The following is a 17,658-nucleotide window of genomic DNA, read 5'->3' as shown; positions in this document are numbered from 1 at the left end:
GCCTCCTAGTCGTTGTCCCGGGACAGCCGCACGTACACCGCGGAGAAGGCCGCGAGGACGAGCAGCAGGACCAGGCCGAGCGCCGAGGCGGCGCCGTAGTTGTTGAAGTTGAACGCGTACTGGTAGATCAGGTAGACCACGGTGGTGGTGGAGCCCTCGGGGCCGTTGCCGCCGGTGAGCAGGTAGGGCTCGACGAACACCTGCATGGTGGCGACGATCTGCAGCAGCAGGAGCAGCGAGAGGATCAGCCGGGTCTGCGGGATGGTGACGTGCCAGATCCGGCGCAGCAGGCCGGCGCCGTCCAGCTCGGCGGCCTCGTACAGCTCGCCGGGGATGGTCTGCAGCGCGGCCAGGTAGATCAGGGTGGCGCCGCCCATGTTCATCCAGGTCGCCGCGATGACCACCGAGATCATCGCGCTGTCGGACGAGTTGAGCCAGGCCGAGGTGGGCAGGTGCAGGGTGTGCAGGATGCTGTTGAAGAGGCCGTAGCCGGGGTCGTAGAAGTACTTGAACAGCAGCACGGAGGCCACCGGCGGCATCATCACCGGCAGGTACACCAGGACCCGCAGGTAGCCCTTGGCGTGCCGCAGTTCGTTCAGCACGATGGCGACCACGAAGGGGACCGCGAAGCCGAGGACGAGGGCGAGCGCGGTGAACAGCAGGGTGTTGCGCCAGGCCTGCCAGAACGCCGGGTCCTGGGTCAGCAGGTTCAGGTTGTCCAGGCCGACCCAGCGGGTGTGGCCGCGCTTGGTGCGCTGGAAGCTCATCACGATCTCGCGGATCATCGGGTACCACGAGAAGAGGGCGAAGCAGAGCAGCGCGCCGAGCAGGAAACCGTGCGCGGTGATGTTTCGGCGCAGTGTTTGCCGCATGGGTGTCTCCGAGGGGGAATCGGGACCGGGGCCGGCCTGTGCGGCCGGCCCCGGTCGGGGTGTTACTGGAGGCTCGCCAGGACCTGGTTGACCTGGGTCTCGGCGTCGGCGAGGAGCTTGTCGACGCTGGCGTCCTTGTTGGTCAGGACACCGGAGACGGCGTTGTCCAGGACCTTGTAGATCTGCTGCGCGTTGGCGGGCTCGGTCTTGCCGGGCACCGAGGCGTTGATGAACGGCGCGTAGTTGGCGACCGGGACGGTGGCGTCGGCGGCCTTGGCCTTGTTGTCGGCCTCCAGGCTGGCGCCGGTGAAGAAGGCCGGCTGCGGCAGGCCGACCGGCAGGCCGTCGGCCTTGTTCCGGGAGTACTGGAACTGGCCCTTGCCGATGGTCAGGTACTTGAAGTTGATCCAGGCGATGCCGGCCTTGATCTGGTCCGGGGTCGACCCCTTCTTGAAGAGGTAGTCGTTGCCGCCGAGCAGGGCGCCCTTGCCGCCGATCATCGGGCCCATGCCGTAGTCCTCGTACTTGCCCTTGAGGGTCTGGACCATGTACGTGATGTCGTCCGGGGCGCCGATGTACATGCCGAGCTTGTCGGAGGACATCTGGGTCATCAGGTCCGGCCACTTGAGGCCCTGGGTGGCGCCCATCGAGTTGTCGGTCCAGCGCATGTCGTACAGGTTCTGCAGGACCTGCTTGCCCTCGGGGGTGTTGAAGGCGGCCTTCTTGCCGTCCGGGGTGGTCATCGAGCCGCCGAGGCCGTAGAGCTCGGCGGTGAAGTGCCAGCCGCCCTGGTTGGTGGCGCTGTAGTCGCCGTAGCCGTTGACGCCGTTGCCGAGCGCGGCGATCTTCTTGGCCGCCTCGCGGACCTCCGCCCAGGTCGTCGGCGGCTTGTCCGGGTCCAGGCCGGCCTGGGTGAAGAGCTTGCGGTTGTAGAGCAGGCCCATCTTGTAGTTGGAGGTGGGCAGGCCGTACAGCTTGCCGTCCGACTTCAGGGTGGCCATCACCGAGGGGTCGATGTCCTTGAGCGCCGGGACGCTCTTGTCGTTGACGTAGGCGCTGATGTCCTCGGCGCCGTCGGCGTCCAGGACCTGCTCCAGGTCGGTGAAGTAGCTGTAGAAGACGTCGGGCTGGGTCTTGCCCTTGAGCTGGGCGGTGAAGGCCGGCGGCTCCTCGCAGGGAGTGGCGTCCTTCGCGTTGATGGTGACGTTCGGGTACTGCTGGTTGAACGTCTTGATGTCGTCTTCCCACTGCTTGCGCTCGGCGGCCTTGGTGACCGGAGGCTCGCAGTCGATCGAGATGGTGACCTTGGTGTTCGGGTCGAGCGGCGCCGCGGCGTCCGCGTTGCCTCCCTTGCTGCCGCCGTCCGAGGAGCCCGAGGAGCTGGACGAGCAGGCCGCGGCGGTGAGCGCCAGGCCGGCCGCGGCGACCAGGGCGACGGATCTGCGGAGGAGCCGGTCACGGTTCATGGGGGGTGGTCCCTTTCGAGCACAGGAGGGCAGCGCGCAGCAGACGGCAGGCGCTATGGAAGCCCGTTGGTTTGCGGTGGGGATGTGCCGACTACTTAAGCAGTCGCCGACAGGTTGCCACAAGATGTCGACTGGATTTCGCAAAAACGTGACTTTCGCTTGCGCGGACCGTGACATGGAAGCCCCATGAACGCGCCAACGGCCCGCAACGGCCCCACAAAGGGGCGTCACGGGCCGTCTGCGCGCAGCTGGGCCGCGAGCGTGCCGGGACGGGGGCACAGGGGCTGTCAGGGGCCGTCTGCGGCCCGTCCCGGAGCCGGGGGTGTTACGGGTTGACGGTGATGTGCATCGTCGAGGTGGTGTTCTGGATGTCCTTGTAGTTGTTGCTCAGGGTGAGGTGGTTGAAGGTGACGTCACCGACCGCCGGGCCCTGGCCGGACTCCGGCATCTCGTTGGCCCACAGGCCGTACCCGGACTTGGCGTCGAAGGCGTCGCCGCTCTTCTGCGCCCCGGTGATGGAGACGTTGGTGAAGATCGTGTCCTTGATCGGGTTCTGCGGCTGACCGCCCACGTAGTTGGTCTGGAACATGATGCCGCTGTAGGTCGGGTCGACGATGTCCACGTCGCTCACCCGGATGCCCTGGAACACCTTCGAGGCGGAGAACACCCAGATCGCCGGGAAGACCTGCTGGCCCCAGAAGTGGCCGCCGGCCCGCACGAGCGAGATGTTCTGCAGGTTGGTCGGGTCCGTCCCGAAGCCGTTCATCGGGTAGCCGAAGTCCAGCGAGGAGATGGTGATGCCCGAGTAGCAGAGGGTGTCCGCGATGTAGATGTTGCGGAAGGTGTTGGCGTAGCCGCCGTACACCGCCACGCCCGCCGCGCGCCAGGTCAGGATCGAGGTGAGGTTCTGGAACACGTTGTTCTTCTCGTCCGCGCCGCCCGAGTCGATCGCGGAGAACAGCGCGAAGGAGTCGTCACCGGTGGCCCGGGCCTCGTTGTTGGAGACCAGGTTGTCGGTCGAGCCGTTGGTCATGTTGATGCCGTCGGCGAAGGTGTCCCGGATGCGCGAGTTGGTGATCGTCATGAAGTCCGTGTTGGCACCCCAGTACATGCAGACCATGTGCTCGGTCCAGATGTTGTCGATCGTGATGTTCGCGACGTTGGAGAAGTCGAACACCTTGCCCGGGCCGTCGATCCGCGAGGTGTAGTTGCCGAAGTAGGCGAACCCGCTGAAGGTCGAGCCGTTGGCGGTGGACTCGGCCCGGAAGCCGACGTCGGTGTTGGACTGGCTGGTCGGGGCGTAGAACCGGGTGAACCAGGGGCCCGCGCCGACGACCTTCACCGGCTTGCCGTAGACCTGGAACTTGTTCGCGGTCTGGTAGTCGCCGGCCGGGAGGTAGACGCCGACCAGGGTGCCGGTGGTGTCCATCCGGACCTTGTCCAGGGCCGCCTGCACGTCGCCCTGCGCGAAGCCGGTCGGGACCACGTACTTGGCCGGGTCCGGGTTGGCGACCTGGGTGGCCTGCTCCAGGCTGACGAAGTCGATCGCGTACTGCGAGGTGTTCGCCGAGTCCTTCTGCAGCTTGATCTTGTGACCGGCCGGGACGGTGGTGCCCAGCAGGACGTTGGCCTCGTCGTAGATGTGCCGCGGGCTGCCGGCGCTCGGGCCGTTGCCCGGGGCGGTCTCGGAGCCGTACAGCCAGGCGTACTTGGAGGTCAGGTCGATCGACTTGAGGAAGGTGCCGTCCACGTAGACGTTCAGGGTGGCGCTGGTGCCGTCGCCGCCCGCCGCGTCCGGGATGGAGAACCGGGTGACCAGGGTGTTGGTCGCCGCCTTGGTGGTGAACTCCACCGAGGAACCGGTCGAGTTGAGGGTGACGGCCTTGCGGCCGGACGCCTCGCCCGCCACGTCGCCGATGGTGCGGTTGGGGCCGACCACCTGGGCGCCGCCGCCGAGCACGCCGTCCTCGGCCTCGTAGTTGTCGAACGGCATGTTGGCGCCGCGGCCGACGTACAGGGACTGGGTGGAGGTGTTGTTGGCCTGCTTGACCGGCAGCTCGTTGCCGTCGTTGGCGATGACCGTCTTGATGGTGTAGCGGCCGTTGGCGGCGGTCCAGCTGCCCAGCGAGACCGGGCTGCTGGTGGCGCCGGGCGCCAGCGTGCCGCTGTACGCGCCGGTCAGGGTCTTCAGCACGGTGCCGGTGGTGGCGTCCGCGACCGTCACGGTGATGCCGTGGCTGCCGGAGGCGCTGGCGACCGTGCCCTGGTTCTTGACCGCGACGGTGAAGTTCACCGCGCTGCCGTCGGCCGGGTTGGAGGGCGACCAGGTGGACGGGGCGGCGACCAGGTCGGAGGAGGCGACCTGGTTGACCGTCAAGGCGCTCGCGGCGGTGAACGAGTTGTTGGTCTCGTCCTGCTCGATGACCTTGTTGTCCTCGTCGACCTTCGCGGTCAGCTGGTAGCTGCCCGCGTTCTGGGCCGGGATCTGCGCGGAGACGGTGGTGGAGGCACCGGCCGCGAGGGCGCCGACGGTGGCCGAGCCGACCTTGGTGGCACCCAGGTAGAAGTTGACCGAGGTGGCACCGGAGGCGTTGGTGCCGGTGTTCTTCACCACCGCCGACAGGGTCGGGGTGTCGGTCTCCACCGGGGTGGCCGGGTTGCTGCTCACCGAGGTGACGGTCAGGTCCGGGTTGGGGGCCGGAACGCCGATCACCTGGAACTCGGCGGCCTGGGCGCCGCTGGAGCCGGAGTTGGTGGTGAACTTCAGCTGCACGTCGGCGACGGTCGCGCTCACCGGGATGGTGACCGTGTTGCCGCTGGCCGGGTCGAAGCTGTAGCTCTTGGCCGCGACCAGCGTGCTGAAGCCGCTCGCGCTCTGCTCGCGGCCGTCCACCTCGATGGTCTGGGTGCGGGCGCCCCAGGCCGAGCCCGGGTTGAGCTTGACCACCACCGCGCTGGTGGTCGCGTTCGCGCCCAGCTTCACCGCGAGGGTGCTCGGGTAGCTACCCGCCGCGCTCTCCCAGTAGGTGGAGGTGTCGTTGTCGTTGGCGTTGGTCGCCACGAAGGTGAAGGTGGACGAGGAGGCCGTGATCGGCTTGCCCGCCGCCAGGTTGGTGCCCGTCCCGCCGCCGGAGCCGGTGCGCACCACGGTGTTGGAGGCCGCGGAGGTGTTGCCCGCCGCGTCCTTCGCCTTCACGTAGTACGAGACGGTCGCGGTGTCCGGCTGGCTGTCGGTGTACGTCAGGGTGGTGCCGTTGACGCTGCCACGCAGCGCGCCGTTGGCGTACACGTCGTAGCCGGTGACGCCGGTGTTGTCGCTGGACGCCCCCCAGGTCAGCTTGACCTGCCCGGAGGCGGGCGAGGTGTAGGCCAGGTTGGCCGGCGCGCTGGGCGCCTGGGTGTCGCCGGACTGGCCGGTGCGGGTGACGGTGTTGGAGGCCGCGGACTGGTTGCCCGCCGCGTCCTTCGCCTTCACGTAGTACGACACCGTCTCGCCGTCGGAGCGGCTGTCGGTGTACGTCAGGGTGGTGCCCGACACCGAGGTGAGCAGGGCGCCGTTGGCGTACACGTCGTAGCCGGTGACGCCGGTGTTGTCGCTCGCGGCGCCCCAGGTCAGCTTGATCTGACCGGCGGCGGGCGAGGTGTAGGCCAGGTTGGCCGGCGCGGTGGGGGCCTGGGTGTCGCCGGAGGTCGGGCCGTAGGCCTCGAACTCGGAGAGCTGGCCGGCCGGCCAGGCGGTGTTGGCGGTGAAGGTCAGCCGCAGGTACCGGGTGGTGGTGGTCGCCAGGTTGACGGTCACCGTGTTGCCGGACGCCGGGTCGAAGACGTAGCCGGCCGAGGCCACCAGGTCGGTGAAGTTGCTGCCGTCGGTGGAGCCCTGGACCTTGAGCGTCTCGGTGCGCTTGTCCCAGCCGGCCGGCAGCTTCAGCACCAGCTTGTTGACCGGGACGGCGGAGCCCAGGTCGCCCTGGATCCACTGCGGGAAGGCGTTGTTGGCGCTCTCCCAGTAGGTGGCCTGGTTGCCGTCGCCGACGTTGCCCGGACCGTAGTTCTGCGAGGTGCCGCTGGTGGTGAAGGTGCGCCCGGCCAGCAGGTTCGCCGAGGCGGAGGTGGCGCCGTAGACCTCGAACTCGGAGATCTGGGCGGCCTGCCAGCCGGTGTTGGCGGTGATGTTGACCCGCACGTAGCGGGCGCTGGTGGCTCCGAAGGAGATCGTCGCCTTGTCGCCGGAGGCCGGGTCGAAGGTGTAGTTCGCCGAGGAGGTGATGGTGGAGAAGTTGGTGCCGTCGGTGGAGCCGAGCACGCTGAGCGTCTCGGTCCGGGCGCCCCAGGAACCGGGGACCTTCAGCACCACCGTGTCGATGGAGGCCGCCGCGCCCAGGTCCACCTGGACCCACTGCGCGGAGGCGATGCCGTTGGACTCCCAGTAGCTGTCCTGGTTGCCGTCGTTGACGTTGCCCGCACCGAACGTGCCGTTGGTGCTGGAGGCGGTGACGGTCTTGCCGAGCGCCAGGTTGGGCCCTCCGGCCGCCTGTGCCGCCGGGAGGAGGGGCCCGGCGAGCAGGAGCATTCCCAGCGTGGCTGACGACGCCGTCAGCCGCGCGGTTATGCGCTTCGATCTCATGACGTCCCTTCACAAGGTCGAGAAGATGACAATCTTCTGTCCATCTTTTGCGTGATGGCAGCCAAGAGTTACAGCGGCGCTACGAGCATGTCAACGGATCGGGCCAAGCGTGCGCATACGAAAAGCGGGCGGGCACCGAAGTGCCCGCCCGCTCGGCGGTCCCGCTGTGACGCCCCGTCAAGGGCCTGCTACCTGCTGCTGATCACGCCTTCCCCGGCGCGGCCCGGCCTCAGCTCCGCTCGCGGGCCGGCGCGGTCGACCCGCGCACCACCAGCTCGGGCTCGAACAGCAGCTCGTCGTGGGTGACCCGGACCCCGGCGATCTCGCCGACCAGCAGGTCGACCACCGCGCGGCCCATGGCCTCGATCGGCTGCCGGACGGTGGTCAGCGGCGGGTCGGTGCACATCATGAACGAGGAGTCGTCGTAGCCGACCACCGACACGTCGTCCGGCACCGCGAGCCCGGCCCGGCGCACCGCGCGGACCGCGCCCAGCGCCAGCGGGTCGCTCGCGCAGACCACGCCGGTGACGCCCTGGCGCAGCAGCCGGGTGGTGGCCGCCTGGCCGCCCTCCAGGCTGAACAGCGCCCGTTCCACGTGCTGGTCCGGCAGTTCGAGGCCCAGCTTGCCGACCACCGCCCGGGCCGCGGCCAGCTTGCGCTGCGAGGGCATGTGGTCCAGCGGGCCGAGCACCAGGCCGACCTTGGTGTGCCCGAGTTGCCGCAGGTGGCCGAAGGCCTGCTCGATCGCCACCGCGTCGTCGCAGGACACCCGGGGGAAGTCCAGGTGCTCGATCGCGGCGTTCAGCAGCACGGTGGGCAGGCTGCGCTCGGCCAGCCGCTGGTAGTGCTCGTGCGGGGCGTCGCCCTGGGCGTAGAGGCCGCCGAAGAACACCACGCCGGAGACGTGCTGCTCCAGCAGCAGGTCGACGTAGTCGGCCTCGGAGACCCCGCCCGCGGTCTGGGTGCACAGCACCGGCGTGAAGCCCTGGCCGGCCAGCGCGCCGCCCACCGCCTCCGCGAACGCCGGGAAGATCGGGTTGCCCAGCTCCGGCAGGACCAGCCCGATCAGTCGGGCGCGCTCCCCGCGCAGCTGGGTGGGCCGCTCGTAACCGAGCACGTCGAGGGCGGTGAGCACGGCCGCCCTGGTCGCTTCGGAGACACCGGGCTTCTCGTTCAGCACCCGGCTGACGGTCGCCTCGCTGACCCCGACCTTCTTCGCCACCTCGGCAAGTCGTCGTGTCATGTGCTGAGTGTACGACAGAAAACGCAAGCGGCTTGCGTGGATTTGCAGAAGAGGACGGAACCGGTCGGTTCCGTCCTCGGTTCGCCGTGCGGGGCTTGCGGGGGTCAGCGCAGGTCGAACACCAGCCGGGCCGAGACCTTCCCGGCGAGCACCTCCTCGAAGCAGGTGTTGACCTCCTCCAGCCTGCGGGTCTCCCGGATCACCTTCGTCCGGCCCAGTTGGTGCAGCCGGAACACCTCCGCCAGGTCCTGCCGGGTGCCGACGATCGAGCCGATCACCTTCGTCCCGTTCAGCACCGTGTCGAACACCGGCAGGGTCAGCTCGCCCTCGGCGGGCAGGGCGACCAGGACGAGCGTGCCGCCGCGGCGCAGCGAGTCGTAGGCGGCCCGGAAGGAGGCGTTGGAGACGGCCAGCGAGACCGCCGCGTCGGCGCCGCCGAGCTTCTGCACCTCGTGCGCGACGTCCTGGGTGCGGGCGTCGATCACGTGGTCGGCGCCGAGCTCCTTCGCCAGCTTCAGCTTGTCGTCGGTGATGTCGACGGCGACCGTCTCGGCGCCGAAGATCCGCGCGTACTGGAGCGCCAGGTGGCCGAGGCCGCCGATGCCGGAGATCAGCACCCGGGTGCCCGGGCGGGCGCCGGAGAGCTTGAGCGCCTTGTAGGTGGTGACGCCCGCGCAGGACAGCGGCGCGGCGTCCATCGGGTCCACCCCGTCCGGCACCGGGACGACGTAGTCGCCGTGCGCCAGCGCGTACTGGGCGTACGCGCCGTCCACCGAGTAGCCGGAGTTGTGCTGGCTGAGGCAGAGCGTCTCCCAGCCGCTCACGCAGTGGTCGCACCGGCCGCAGGCGTCGGCCAGCCACGGGATCGCCACCCGCTCGCCGACCTGCACGTGCCGGACGTCCGCGCCGGCCGCCTCCACGATGCCGACGCCCTCGTGGCCGGGCACGAACGGCGGGGACGGCTTGACCGGCCAGTCGCCGTGCGCGGCGTGGATGTCGGTGTGGCACAGGCCGGAGCACTCGATCCGCACCAGCACCTGGTGCGGCTCCGGGGAGGGCACCTCGCGCTCCTCGATCTCCAGCGGCTCGGTGAAGTCCCGGACGACGGCTGCCTTCATGTCCTTCTCTCCTCGCAGGCTGAACGGCGGTGGGAAACCGACCGTGACGAACGGGGACGAATCCCCCGGACCAGCCTGCTGGTTCCCCGTCCGGATCGCGAACGGAGGCGCCGCGGCCCGGGTCGGACCGGCCCGGGCCGGAGCGTCGCCCGGCACCACTACGCTTGGGCACCTCACCCGGCCCACGGGGGCATTCAATGCCCGTAGGCTGGGCAGTAAGGGACCACGGGGGCGGCAGTGCCCCCGCCACTGACGGAGGGAGATGCCGGGTGATCGAGCTGGAAGACCTTCCCGAGTTGATCGACCCGGTGATGATCTGCGCCTTCGAGGGCTGGAACGACGCCGGCGACGCGGCCTCCGCCGCGCTCGGGCACCTCGACGAGACCTGGGGCGGCAAGGTGTTCGCCGCGCTCGACGCCGAGGACTACTACGACTTCCAGGTCAACCGGCCCACCATCTGGCTCGACGGCGGCGTCCGCCGGATCACCTGGCCCACCACCCGGCTGTCGGTGGTCCGGGTCACCGAGCCCAAGCCGCGGGACCTGGTGCTCGTCCGCGGCATCGAGCCCAGCATGCGCTGGCGCTCCTACTGCAACGAACTGCTGGGCTTCGCCCACGAGCTGGGCGTCGAGCTGGTCGTCATCCTGGGCGCGCTGCTGGGCGACGCCCCGCACACCCGGCCGGTGCCGGTCTCCGGCGTCACCTCGGACGCCACGGTGGCCCGCTCGCTCGACCTGGAGGAGAGCCGCTACGAGGGCCCCACCGGCATCGTGGGCGTCCTCCAGGAGGCCTGCGCGCACGCCGGCGTCCCCGCGGTGACCTTCTGGGCGGCCGTGCCGCACTACGTCTCCCAGCCGCCCAACCCCAAGGCCACCCTCGCCCTGATCAACAAGGTCGAGGACCTGCTCGACCTGCGCATCCCGCCGGGCGAGCTCGCCGAGGACGCCCGGGCCTGGCAGCTCGGGGTGGACCAGCTCGCCGCGGAGGACTCCGAAGTCGCGGAGTACGTCCAGCAGTTGGAGGAGGCGCAGGACACCGCGGAGCTGCCGGAGGCCTCGGGGGACGCGATCGCCCGGGAGTTCGAGCGGTACCTGCGGCGGCGGGACAACCAGGGGCCGACCGGCGAGAAGCCGATCACCGGCCACGCGACGGAGCGGCCGAAGGACGAGGACGAGGAGTAGGCGCGGGCCCGCGCCACGCGGACCGGCCCCGGGAGGGTGGTGCCCTCCCGGGGCCGGTCCGCGCCGCGGGGGCCGGGCCGGGTGCTACAGCGCGACGCCGAGCAGGGCGTCGACGGTGCGGGAGACCAGGCCGGGGGCGCCGGTGTCCTCGCCGCCCTCGGCGCCGGCGGTGGCGGCCCAGCGGTCGACGGCGGCCAGCGCGGCCGGGGTGTCCAGGTCGTCGGCGAGGGCGGCGCGGACCTCTCCGAGCAGGGCCTCGGCGGAGGGGCCGTCCGGGCGGGAGACCGCGGAGCGCCAGGCGGCCAGCCGGGTGAGCGCGGCGTCCAGGTCCGCCGCGGTCCACTCCCAGTCGCTGCGGTAGTGGTGGGCGAGCAGGGCGAGCCGGATCGCCGCCGGGTCGACGCCGTCGCGGCGCAGGGCCGAGACGAAGACCAGGTTGCCGCGGGACTTGGACATCTTGTGCCCGTCCAGGCCGACCATGCCGGCGTGCACGTACGCGCGGGCGTAGGGGTGCTCGCCGAGGGCGACCTGGGCGTGCGCGGCGCCCATCTCGTGGTGCGGGAAGGACAGGTCGCTGCCGCCGCCCTGGATGTCGAAGTCCATCCCGAGGAACTGCAGCGCGATGGCCACGCACTCGATGTGCCAGCCGGGGCGGCCGCGGCCCAGCTCGGTGTCCCAGGCGGGTTCGCCGGGCCGGGCGGAGAGCCACAGCAGGGCGTCCAGCGGGTTCTTCTTGCCGGGGCGCCCGGGGTCGCCGCCGCGCTCGGCGAAGACCGGGAGCATCTGCTCGGGGGTGAGGCCGGAGACCTCGCCGAAGCGCGGGTCGGACTCGACCGAGAAGTAGACGTCGCCGTCGACCTCGTAGGCCGCGCCGGAGGCGAGCAGGCGCTGCACCAGCGGGACGATCCACGGAATGGACTCGACGGCGCCGACGTAGTGCGCGGGCGGGAGCATCCGCAGCGCGGTCATGTCCTCGCGGAACAGCGCGGTCTCGCGCTCGGCGAGTTCGGTCCAGTCCTGGCCGGTGGCCTCGGCCCGCTCCAGCAGCGGGTCGTCGACGTCGGTGACGTTCTGGACGTAGACGACGTCGTGGCCGCCGTCCTTCCAGACCCGCTGGACCAGGTCGAAGGCGTTGTAGGTGGCTGCGTGGCCCAGGTGGGTCGCGTCGTAGGGGGTGATGCCGCAGACGTAGAGCCGGGCGGTCGGGCCGGTGGGCACGACTTCTCGGACACTGCTGGTGGCGGTGTCGTAAATGCGCAGGGGAAGCCCCTGACCGGGCAGGGCGGGAACCTCGGAGGCGGGCCAGGCATGCATGGCACCGACTCTAACCTTGCGATCATTTGAAAGACCAACCTACGGACGCGATCGGCCGGAATCCGTTCGTCCTGGGTTTCGGATCGGTATCAGACCGGCGGCCAGGGAATAGAAGGCCACTCCCGTGACGGCAGCGGGTGCCGTCCCGAGGCCCGCAGCGCGGCCGTCCGGTCCTTCAGCGCGGCCAGTTCACCGGGCGTCAGGTGCGGGCCGAGCCGCTCGCCGAGCGGTCCCGCCAGGTCGGCGGCGAGCCGGGCCAGGACGTCGAGCGCCTCGGCGGTGAGCGGCTGTTCGGCCCAGCCCCAGAGCAGGGTGCGCAGCTTCGGCTCGGTGTGGAAGGTGACGCCGTGGTCGATGCCGTAGATCCGGCCGTCGGCGGCGGGCAGCCAGTGGCCGCCCTTGCGGTCGGCGTTGTTGAGGACGGCGTCCAGCACGGCCAGGCGGCGCAGCTGCTCGTCGTCGCGGTGCACCAGCCAGACCTGGCGGCCGCCCTCGACCTCGGCCCGGACCACGGGCAGCCAGCCCTCCCGGACGCCGTCCAGGGGCTGGAGGTCGAGCAGCTCGGGCGCGTCCGGGTCGGGTTCGATCCACAGCTGGACCGTGCCGGGCCCGGCCGGGCCGTCGCGCAGCACGGTGGGCGGGACGAGGTGCCAGCCGGTGGCGGCGGAGAGCGCGTGGGCGGCGGCCTCCCGGCCGGCCAGGGTGCCGTCGGGGAAGTCCCACAGCGGGCGCTCCCCCGCGACCGGCTTGTACACGCAGGGCGCGGTGACGCCGTCCAGCGTGACGGTGCAGTACAGGACGGCGTTGGAGGCGTCGGTGACCCGGCCGTGCACGGCGAGGGCGCCCTCGCGCAGCAGGGTGAGCGCGGCGGCGGGGTCGGCGGCCAGCGCGGCGCTGGTGGCCGGGTCGGTGCCGGGTGCCCCGACCTGTTCCACCTGCTCCCCCGCCGCGTCCTCGTTCAGCGCCGGTAGCCGTTCGCGCGCGGGCACAGGTGGCCCTCCGGGTCGAGCGGGAGGTTGCAGAACGGGCAGGGCTTGCGGCCGGCGGCGACCAGGTCCAGGGCGCGCTTGGCGAACACCCGGGCCATCGCGCCGCTGAGCCGGACCCGGAGCAGGTCCGGGCCGTTCTCGTCGTCGAAGACCTCGGCCTCGTTCTCCTCCTCGGACTCCTCGACGTACGCCTGGGCCTCGACCACCAGGCACTCGTCGCGGGCGTCCCAGGCCAGGGCCATCGTGCCGACCCGGAACTCCTGCTCCAGCGGCAGGTCGAGCGGGGCGGTGTCGAGCAGCTCGGCGGGGGCGACGGCCGGGATCGGGGCCTCGCCGGCGCTGCGCCGCAGCGCCTCGTCGAGGACCTCCTCGATGCGCTCGGCGAGCGCGGCGACCTGGGTCTTCTCCAGCAGGACACTGGTGATCCGGCCGCGCGAGGAGGCCTGCAGGTAGAACGCGCGGGCACCGGGCTGGCCGACGGTGCCGGCCACGAAGCGCTCGGGCTGGTCGAAGAAGTGGACCTGACGGGACACGCTGCTCGCTCCGGAGGGGGGTTGCGGTCTTCTCGATCTCACCCTACGGCCAAACCGCCCCGGTACGGCACACGGGGCGGTCGGTTCCCGTGTGCGGCCGGGCAGTTGGCCGCGGGGCGGTGCGGAACCGATGCGGGGCCGGCGCGGGGCCGGTCCGTGCTCGAACGGTTCCGGTGGGTGCTCGGGCGGTGGGTGCTCAGGCGGTGCTGGTCGGGCGGTGGGTGCTCGGGCGGTGGGTGCTCGGGCGGTGGGTGCTCAGGCGGTGCTGCCGGTGTCGCCGCCGACCACCGCGTCGTCGCCGGCCGAGTGCCCGTGCGGGCGCGGGGCCAGGGCGGCGAGCGAGCCGGTCTCGCCCAGGCGCAGCAGGTAGGGGCGGTGCGGGGTGTAGCGGATCGCGGTGACCGAGCAGGGCTCGACCGAGATCCGCTGGAAGTGGTCGAGGTGCAGGCCGAGCGCGTCCGCGACGATCGCCTTGATCACGTCGCCGTGGGTGGCGGCGGCCCAGAGCGCGTCCGGCCCGTGGTCGACGGCGACCTTGTCGTTCCACTCGCGCACCGCGTCGACGGTGCGGTGGCTGAGCGCGCGCAGCGACTCGCCGCCGGGGAAGGCTGCGGCCGAGGCGTGGTCCTGGACGGTGCGCCAGAGCGGTTCGCCGGCCAGCTCGGACAGCGGGCGGCCGGTCCACTCGCCGTAGTGGCACTCGCCCAGCCGCTCGTCCAGCTCGGGGGCGGCCAGTTCGGGGCGGGCGGCGGCCAGCGGCTCCAGCGTCTGCCGGCAGCGCTCCAGCGGGCTGCTGACCAGGCGGGCGATCGGCAGCCCGGCGAGCCGACCGGGCAGCTCGGCCGCCTGGGCCCGCCCGGTGTCGTCCAGGTCGACTCCGGGCGTCCATCCGGCGAGGATCCCGGCGGAGTTGGCGGTGGAACGGCCGTGGCGGACGAGCAGCAGGGTGGGCATACCTCAAAGGGTACGGGGTCGGCCCCTCCCTCCGGCGGGCCGTTCGGGTCACAATGGCGGGCATGATCGTGGATTGCGGCATCTACCGGGACGGCAAGCGCTCCGAGGGCCCGAAGGACTTCTCGGACGCCCTGGCGGAGGTCCGCGCGGCCGGGGACGGGTTCCTGTGGATCGGCCTGGCGGACCCGACCGAGGAGGAGTTCGACCACGTCGCCGACGAGTTCGGGCTGCACCCGCTGGCGGTGGAGGACGCCGTGACGGCGCACCAGCGCCCGAAGGTCGACATCTACCGGGACTCGGTGTTCACCGTCCTGAAGACCGCCGAGTACCACCAGCGGGACGAGACGGTCTCGATCGGCGAGCTGATGATCTTCCTGGGCGACTCGTACGTGATGACCGTCCGGCACGGCCCGGAGAGCCCGCTCAAGGACCTGCGGGCCCGGCTGGAGCAGCAGCCCGAACTGCTCGCGCACGGGCCCGCCGCCGTGCTGTACGCGGTCTGCGACCTGGTGGTCGACCAGTACCTCGACGTGGCCACCGAACTGCAGACCGACCTGGACGAGTTGGAGGAGCAGATCTTCTCCCCCGGGCGCTCGCGCGGCGCGGCCGAGCGGATCTACGGCTTCAAGCGGCAGGTGGTGGGCTTCCGCAAGGCCACCTTCCCGCTGATGGAGCCCGCGCTGCGGCTGACCCGGGTCGGCACCGACGTCCAGGTGCCGTTCGTCGCGGACGGGCTGCGCCCGTACTTCCGGGACGTCGCGGACCACCTGGCCAAGGTCAACGAAGTGGTGGAGAGCCTGGACCGGCTGCTCTCCGACATCCTGTCCGCCAACCTGGCGCAGGTCAGCGTGCAGCAGAACGACGACATGCGGAAGATCTCCGCGTGGGCCGCGCTGGCCGCCGTGCCCACCATGATCGCGGGCATCTACGGGATGAACTTCGAGCACATGCCGGAACTGCGCCAGCCCTGGGGCTACCCGGCGGTGCTGGCCGTGATGGCGGGCGTCTGCTTCGGCCTGCACCGGCTGTTCAAGCGGGCGGGCTGGCTGTAGCCCGGAGGGCCGGGCAGCGCCCCCGGGTGGACCGGTCCGGACGGGGGTCAGGCCAGGCCGGCCCGCTCCAGGGCCTCGACGCCGGTGCGCAGGGCGGCGACCCGCTCGGCCAGGGACCAGCCGGCCGGGGCGAGGGTCAAGGTGGTGACGCCCGCGGCGGCGTAGGCCTGCATGCGGTCGGCGATCCGGGCGGTGTCGCCGAGCAGGGCGGTGGCGTCGATGAAGTCGTGCGGGACGGCGGCCGCGGCGGCGGCCTTGTCGCGGGCGAGGTAGTGGGTCTGGACCTCGTCGGCGGCCTGCTCGAAGCCCATCCGGCGGGCCAGTTGGCTGTAGAAGTTCTTCTCCTTGCTGCCCATGCCGCCGAGGTAGAGGGCGGTGTAGTCGCGCAGCGTGTCGGCGGCGGCCCGGACGTCCGCGCCGACGGCGATGTTGACGGTGGGGCAGAGGTCGAAGCCGTCCAGGGTGAGCCCGGCCCTGGCGCGCCCGGCGGCGAGGGCGTCGGTGGAAAGCGCGGCGTGCTCGGGGGCGAAGAACAGGCCGAGCCAGCCGTCGGCGATCTCGCCGGTGAGTTCGAGGTTCTTGGGGCCCATCGAGGCGATGTAAAGCGGGACGTGCTCGCGGACGGGGTGCACGGTGAGCTTGAGCGGCTTGCCGGGGCCGCCGGGCAGCGGGAGCGTCCAGTTGGCGCCCTCGTGCACCAGGCGCTCGCGGGACATCGCCTTGCGGATGATCTCCACGTACTCGCGGGTGCGGGCCAGCGGCTTGTCGAACTTGACGCCGTACCAGCCCTCGGAGACCTGCGGGCCGGAGACGCCGAGGCCGAGCCGGAACCGGCCGCCGGAGAGGGTGTCCAGGGTGGCGGCGGTCATCGCGGTCATCGCGGGGGTGCGGGCCGGGATCTGGAAGATCGCCGAGCCGACGTCGATCCGCTCGGTCTTCGCGGCGACGTAGGACAGGACGGTGGCGGCGTCCGAGCCGTAGGCCTCGGCGGCCCAGCAGACCGCGTAGCCGAGGCGGTCGGCCTCCTGGGCGACCGCGATGTTGTCGGCGTCCAGGCCGAGTCCCCAGTAGCCGAGGTTGATCCCGAGTCGCATGTGCCCAAGCCTTCCAGTCGGGTGGTGCGGATGAGCGTAGCCGTCCTGCCGAGGGTCGTGCTACTGACCGGTAAGGGCGGTGCGGGGCACGCCCCGGCGCGCACGGCGGCGCGGCGCGCGGGTCGTCCCGGGCACCGGGGTGTTTCGCCGCTACCCTCACAGCACGTGGGGGGCACCGCCCCCTACCTGCACCGTCGCGGTGCGCACAGCGGGCTTGACGGAGGGCGCGATGGAACAGCGACAGCTCGGCCGGACCGGCCTGCGGGTCTCCCGGCTCGGCCTGGGCACCCTCACCTGGGGCCGGGACACCGACGAGCACGAGGCCGCCGAGCAGCTGAAGGCGTTCGTGGACGCGGGCGGCACCCTGGTGGACACCGCCGACGTGTACGCGGACGGCGGCGCCGAGTACCTGCTGTCCCGGCTGACGGACGGCCTGGTCCCGCGCTCCGAGCTGGTGATCGCCACCAAGGCGGGCGCACTGCCCGGCTCGCGCCGCCACGACGCCTCCCGCGGCCACCTGCTGAACGCGCTGGACGCTTCGCTGCGCCGGCTGAACACCGACCACGTCGACCTGTGGCAGGTGCACGCGCACGACCCGGCCACCCCCACCGAGGAGACCCTGCACGCGCTCGACCTGGCGGTCTCCTCCGGCCGGGCCCGGTACGTCGGGGTCTGCCAGTACAGCGGCTGGCAGCTGGCCAAGTCCGCGGCCCGGCAGCACGCCCGGCCCGGCTCCACCCCGCTGGCCTCCGTCCAGCTCGAGTACTCGCTGCTCCAGCGCGGCATCGAGCGCGAGGCGCTGCCCGCCGCGCTGGACGCCGGGGTCGGCCTGCTGGCCTGCTCGCCGCTCGGCCGGGGCGTGCTGACCGGCAAGTACCGGCACGGCGTGCCGCCCGAGTCGCGCGGCACCTCCCCGCACCCGGCCGGGTCGGTGCAGCCCTACCTGGGCGAGACCTCCCGCCGGATCGTGGACGCGCTGGCCACCGCCGCCGACGGCCTCGCCTCCACCCCGCTGAAGGTCGCGCTCGCCTGGGTGCGCGACCGCCCGGGCGTGTCGGCCACCCTGCTGGGCGCCCGCACCTCCGCCCAGCTGCAGTCCTCGCTGTCGGTCGAGGCCCTTACGCTTCCGGGTGAGATCCGCGCTGCGCTGGACGACGTGTCGGCCCCGGTGCACCGCTACCCGGACCAGGGCTGGACGGAGCTGTGACCGCCCGCCCG

At 71.6% G+C, this 17,658-nt stretch carries 13 protein-coding genes; 3 read left to right on the top strand and 10 right to left on the bottom strand.

From position 1 onward, the window contains the following. Positions 1 to 5: 5 nt before the first annotated feature. The 5 genes from HUT16_RS31350 to adhP all read right to left on the bottom strand — a co-directional run bounded on the left by HUT16_RS31350 (position 6) and on the right by adhP (position 9,323). Positions 6 to 872, bottom strand: a complete 867-nt coding sequence (locus HUT16_RS31350; RefSeq protein ID WP_176191394.1) for a carbohydrate ABC transporter permease — start codon at positions 870 to 872, stop codon at positions 6 to 8. 62 nt (positions 873 to 934) lie between these two features. Beyond that, positions 935 to 2,338 carry an extracellular solute-binding protein gene (locus HUT16_RS31345; protein WP_176191393.1) on the bottom strand — a complete coding sequence of 468 codons (1,404 nt, stop codon included), beginning with the start codon at positions 2,336 to 2,338 and terminating at the stop codon, positions 935 to 937. Positions 2,339 to 2,663: 325 nt separating this feature from the next. After that, positions 2,664 to 6,962, bottom strand: coding sequence for a discoidin domain-containing protein (locus tag HUT16_RS31340; RefSeq protein WP_176191392.1), 4,299 nt, complete (start codon positions 6,960 to 6,962; stop codon positions 2,664 to 2,666). Positions 6,963 to 7,191: 229 nt separating this feature from the next. Continuing rightward, positions 7,192 to 8,205, bottom strand: a complete 1,014-nt coding sequence (locus tag HUT16_RS31335; RefSeq protein ID WP_176191391.1) for a LacI family DNA-binding transcriptional regulator — start codon at positions 8,203 to 8,205, stop codon at positions 7,192 to 7,194. 104 nt (positions 8,206 to 8,309) lie between these two features. Then, positions 8,310 to 9,323: an alcohol dehydrogenase AdhP gene (adhP, locus tag HUT16_RS31330; protein ID WP_176191390.1), complete on the bottom strand. Its 1,014-nt coding sequence runs from the start codon at positions 9,321 to 9,323 to the stop codon at positions 8,310 to 8,312. 269 nt (positions 9,324 to 9,592) lie between these two features. Between adhP and HUT16_RS31325 the strand changes: the two genes are divergently transcribed. Next, entirely contained in the window at positions 9,593 to 10,504 is a 912-nt protein-coding gene (locus HUT16_RS31325; RefSeq protein WP_176191389.1) for a PAC2 family protein, read from the top strand. 84 nt (positions 10,505 to 10,588) lie between these two features. On the opposite strand, the gene mshC is transcribed toward HUT16_RS31325, so the two are convergent. The 4 genes from mshC to HUT16_RS31305 form a co-directional block, all read right to left on the bottom strand. After that, positions 10,589 to 11,818: a cysteine--1-D-myo-inosityl 2-amino-2-deoxy-alpha-D-glucopyranoside ligase gene (mshC, locus tag HUT16_RS31320; protein ID WP_176191388.1), complete on the bottom strand. Its 1,230-nt coding sequence runs from the start codon at positions 11,816 to 11,818 to the stop codon at positions 10,589 to 10,591. Positions 11,819 to 11,907: 89 nt separating this feature from the next. After that, entirely contained in the window at positions 11,908 to 12,705 is a 798-nt protein-coding gene (locus tag HUT16_RS31315; RefSeq protein ID WP_254898398.1) for an SCO1664 family protein, read from the bottom strand. A gap of 71 nt (positions 12,706 to 12,776) precedes the next feature. Next, entirely contained in the window at positions 12,777 to 13,340 is a 564-nt protein-coding gene (locus HUT16_RS31310) for a DUF3090 domain-containing protein (RefSeq protein WP_176191386.1), read from the bottom strand. 255 nt (positions 13,341 to 13,595) lie between these two features. Then, a complete protein-coding gene (locus HUT16_RS31305; protein ID WP_176191385.1) occupies positions 13,596 to 14,294 on the bottom strand; it encodes a histidine phosphatase family protein in 699 nt (232 codons plus the stop codon). A 62-nt stretch (positions 14,295 to 14,356) separates the two neighbouring features. On the opposite strand from HUT16_RS31305, the gene corA reads away from it, so the two are divergent. Beyond that, entirely contained in the window at positions 14,357 to 15,346 is a 990-nt protein-coding gene (gene corA, locus HUT16_RS31300) for a magnesium/cobalt transporter CorA (protein WP_176191384.1), read from the top strand. Positions 15,347 to 15,393: 47 nt separating this feature from the next. On the opposite strand, the gene HUT16_RS31295 is transcribed toward corA, so the two are convergent. Further along, positions 15,394 to 16,440 (bottom strand): LLM class F420-dependent oxidoreductase, encoded by a 1,047-nt coding sequence (locus HUT16_RS31295; protein ID WP_176191383.1) that lies wholly within the window; start codon positions 16,438 to 16,440, stop codon positions 15,394 to 15,396. A gap of 229 nt (positions 16,441 to 16,669) precedes the next feature. Between HUT16_RS31295 and HUT16_RS31290 the strand changes: the two genes are divergently transcribed. Beyond that, positions 16,670 to 17,647 (top strand): aldo/keto reductase, encoded by a 978-nt coding sequence (locus HUT16_RS31290; RefSeq protein WP_176191382.1) that lies wholly within the window; start codon positions 16,670 to 16,672, stop codon positions 17,645 to 17,647. The last annotated feature ends 11 nt before the right edge of the window (positions 17,648 to 17,658 follow it).

It is taken from the genome of Kitasatospora sp. NA04385, assembly GCF_013364235.1.
GTDB lineage: Bacteria > Actinomycetota > Actinomycetes > Streptomycetales > Streptomycetaceae > Kitasatospora.
The sequence above is the reverse complement of the archived record's forward strand: the minus strand, read 5'-3'. Positions and strand labels throughout refer to the sequence as shown.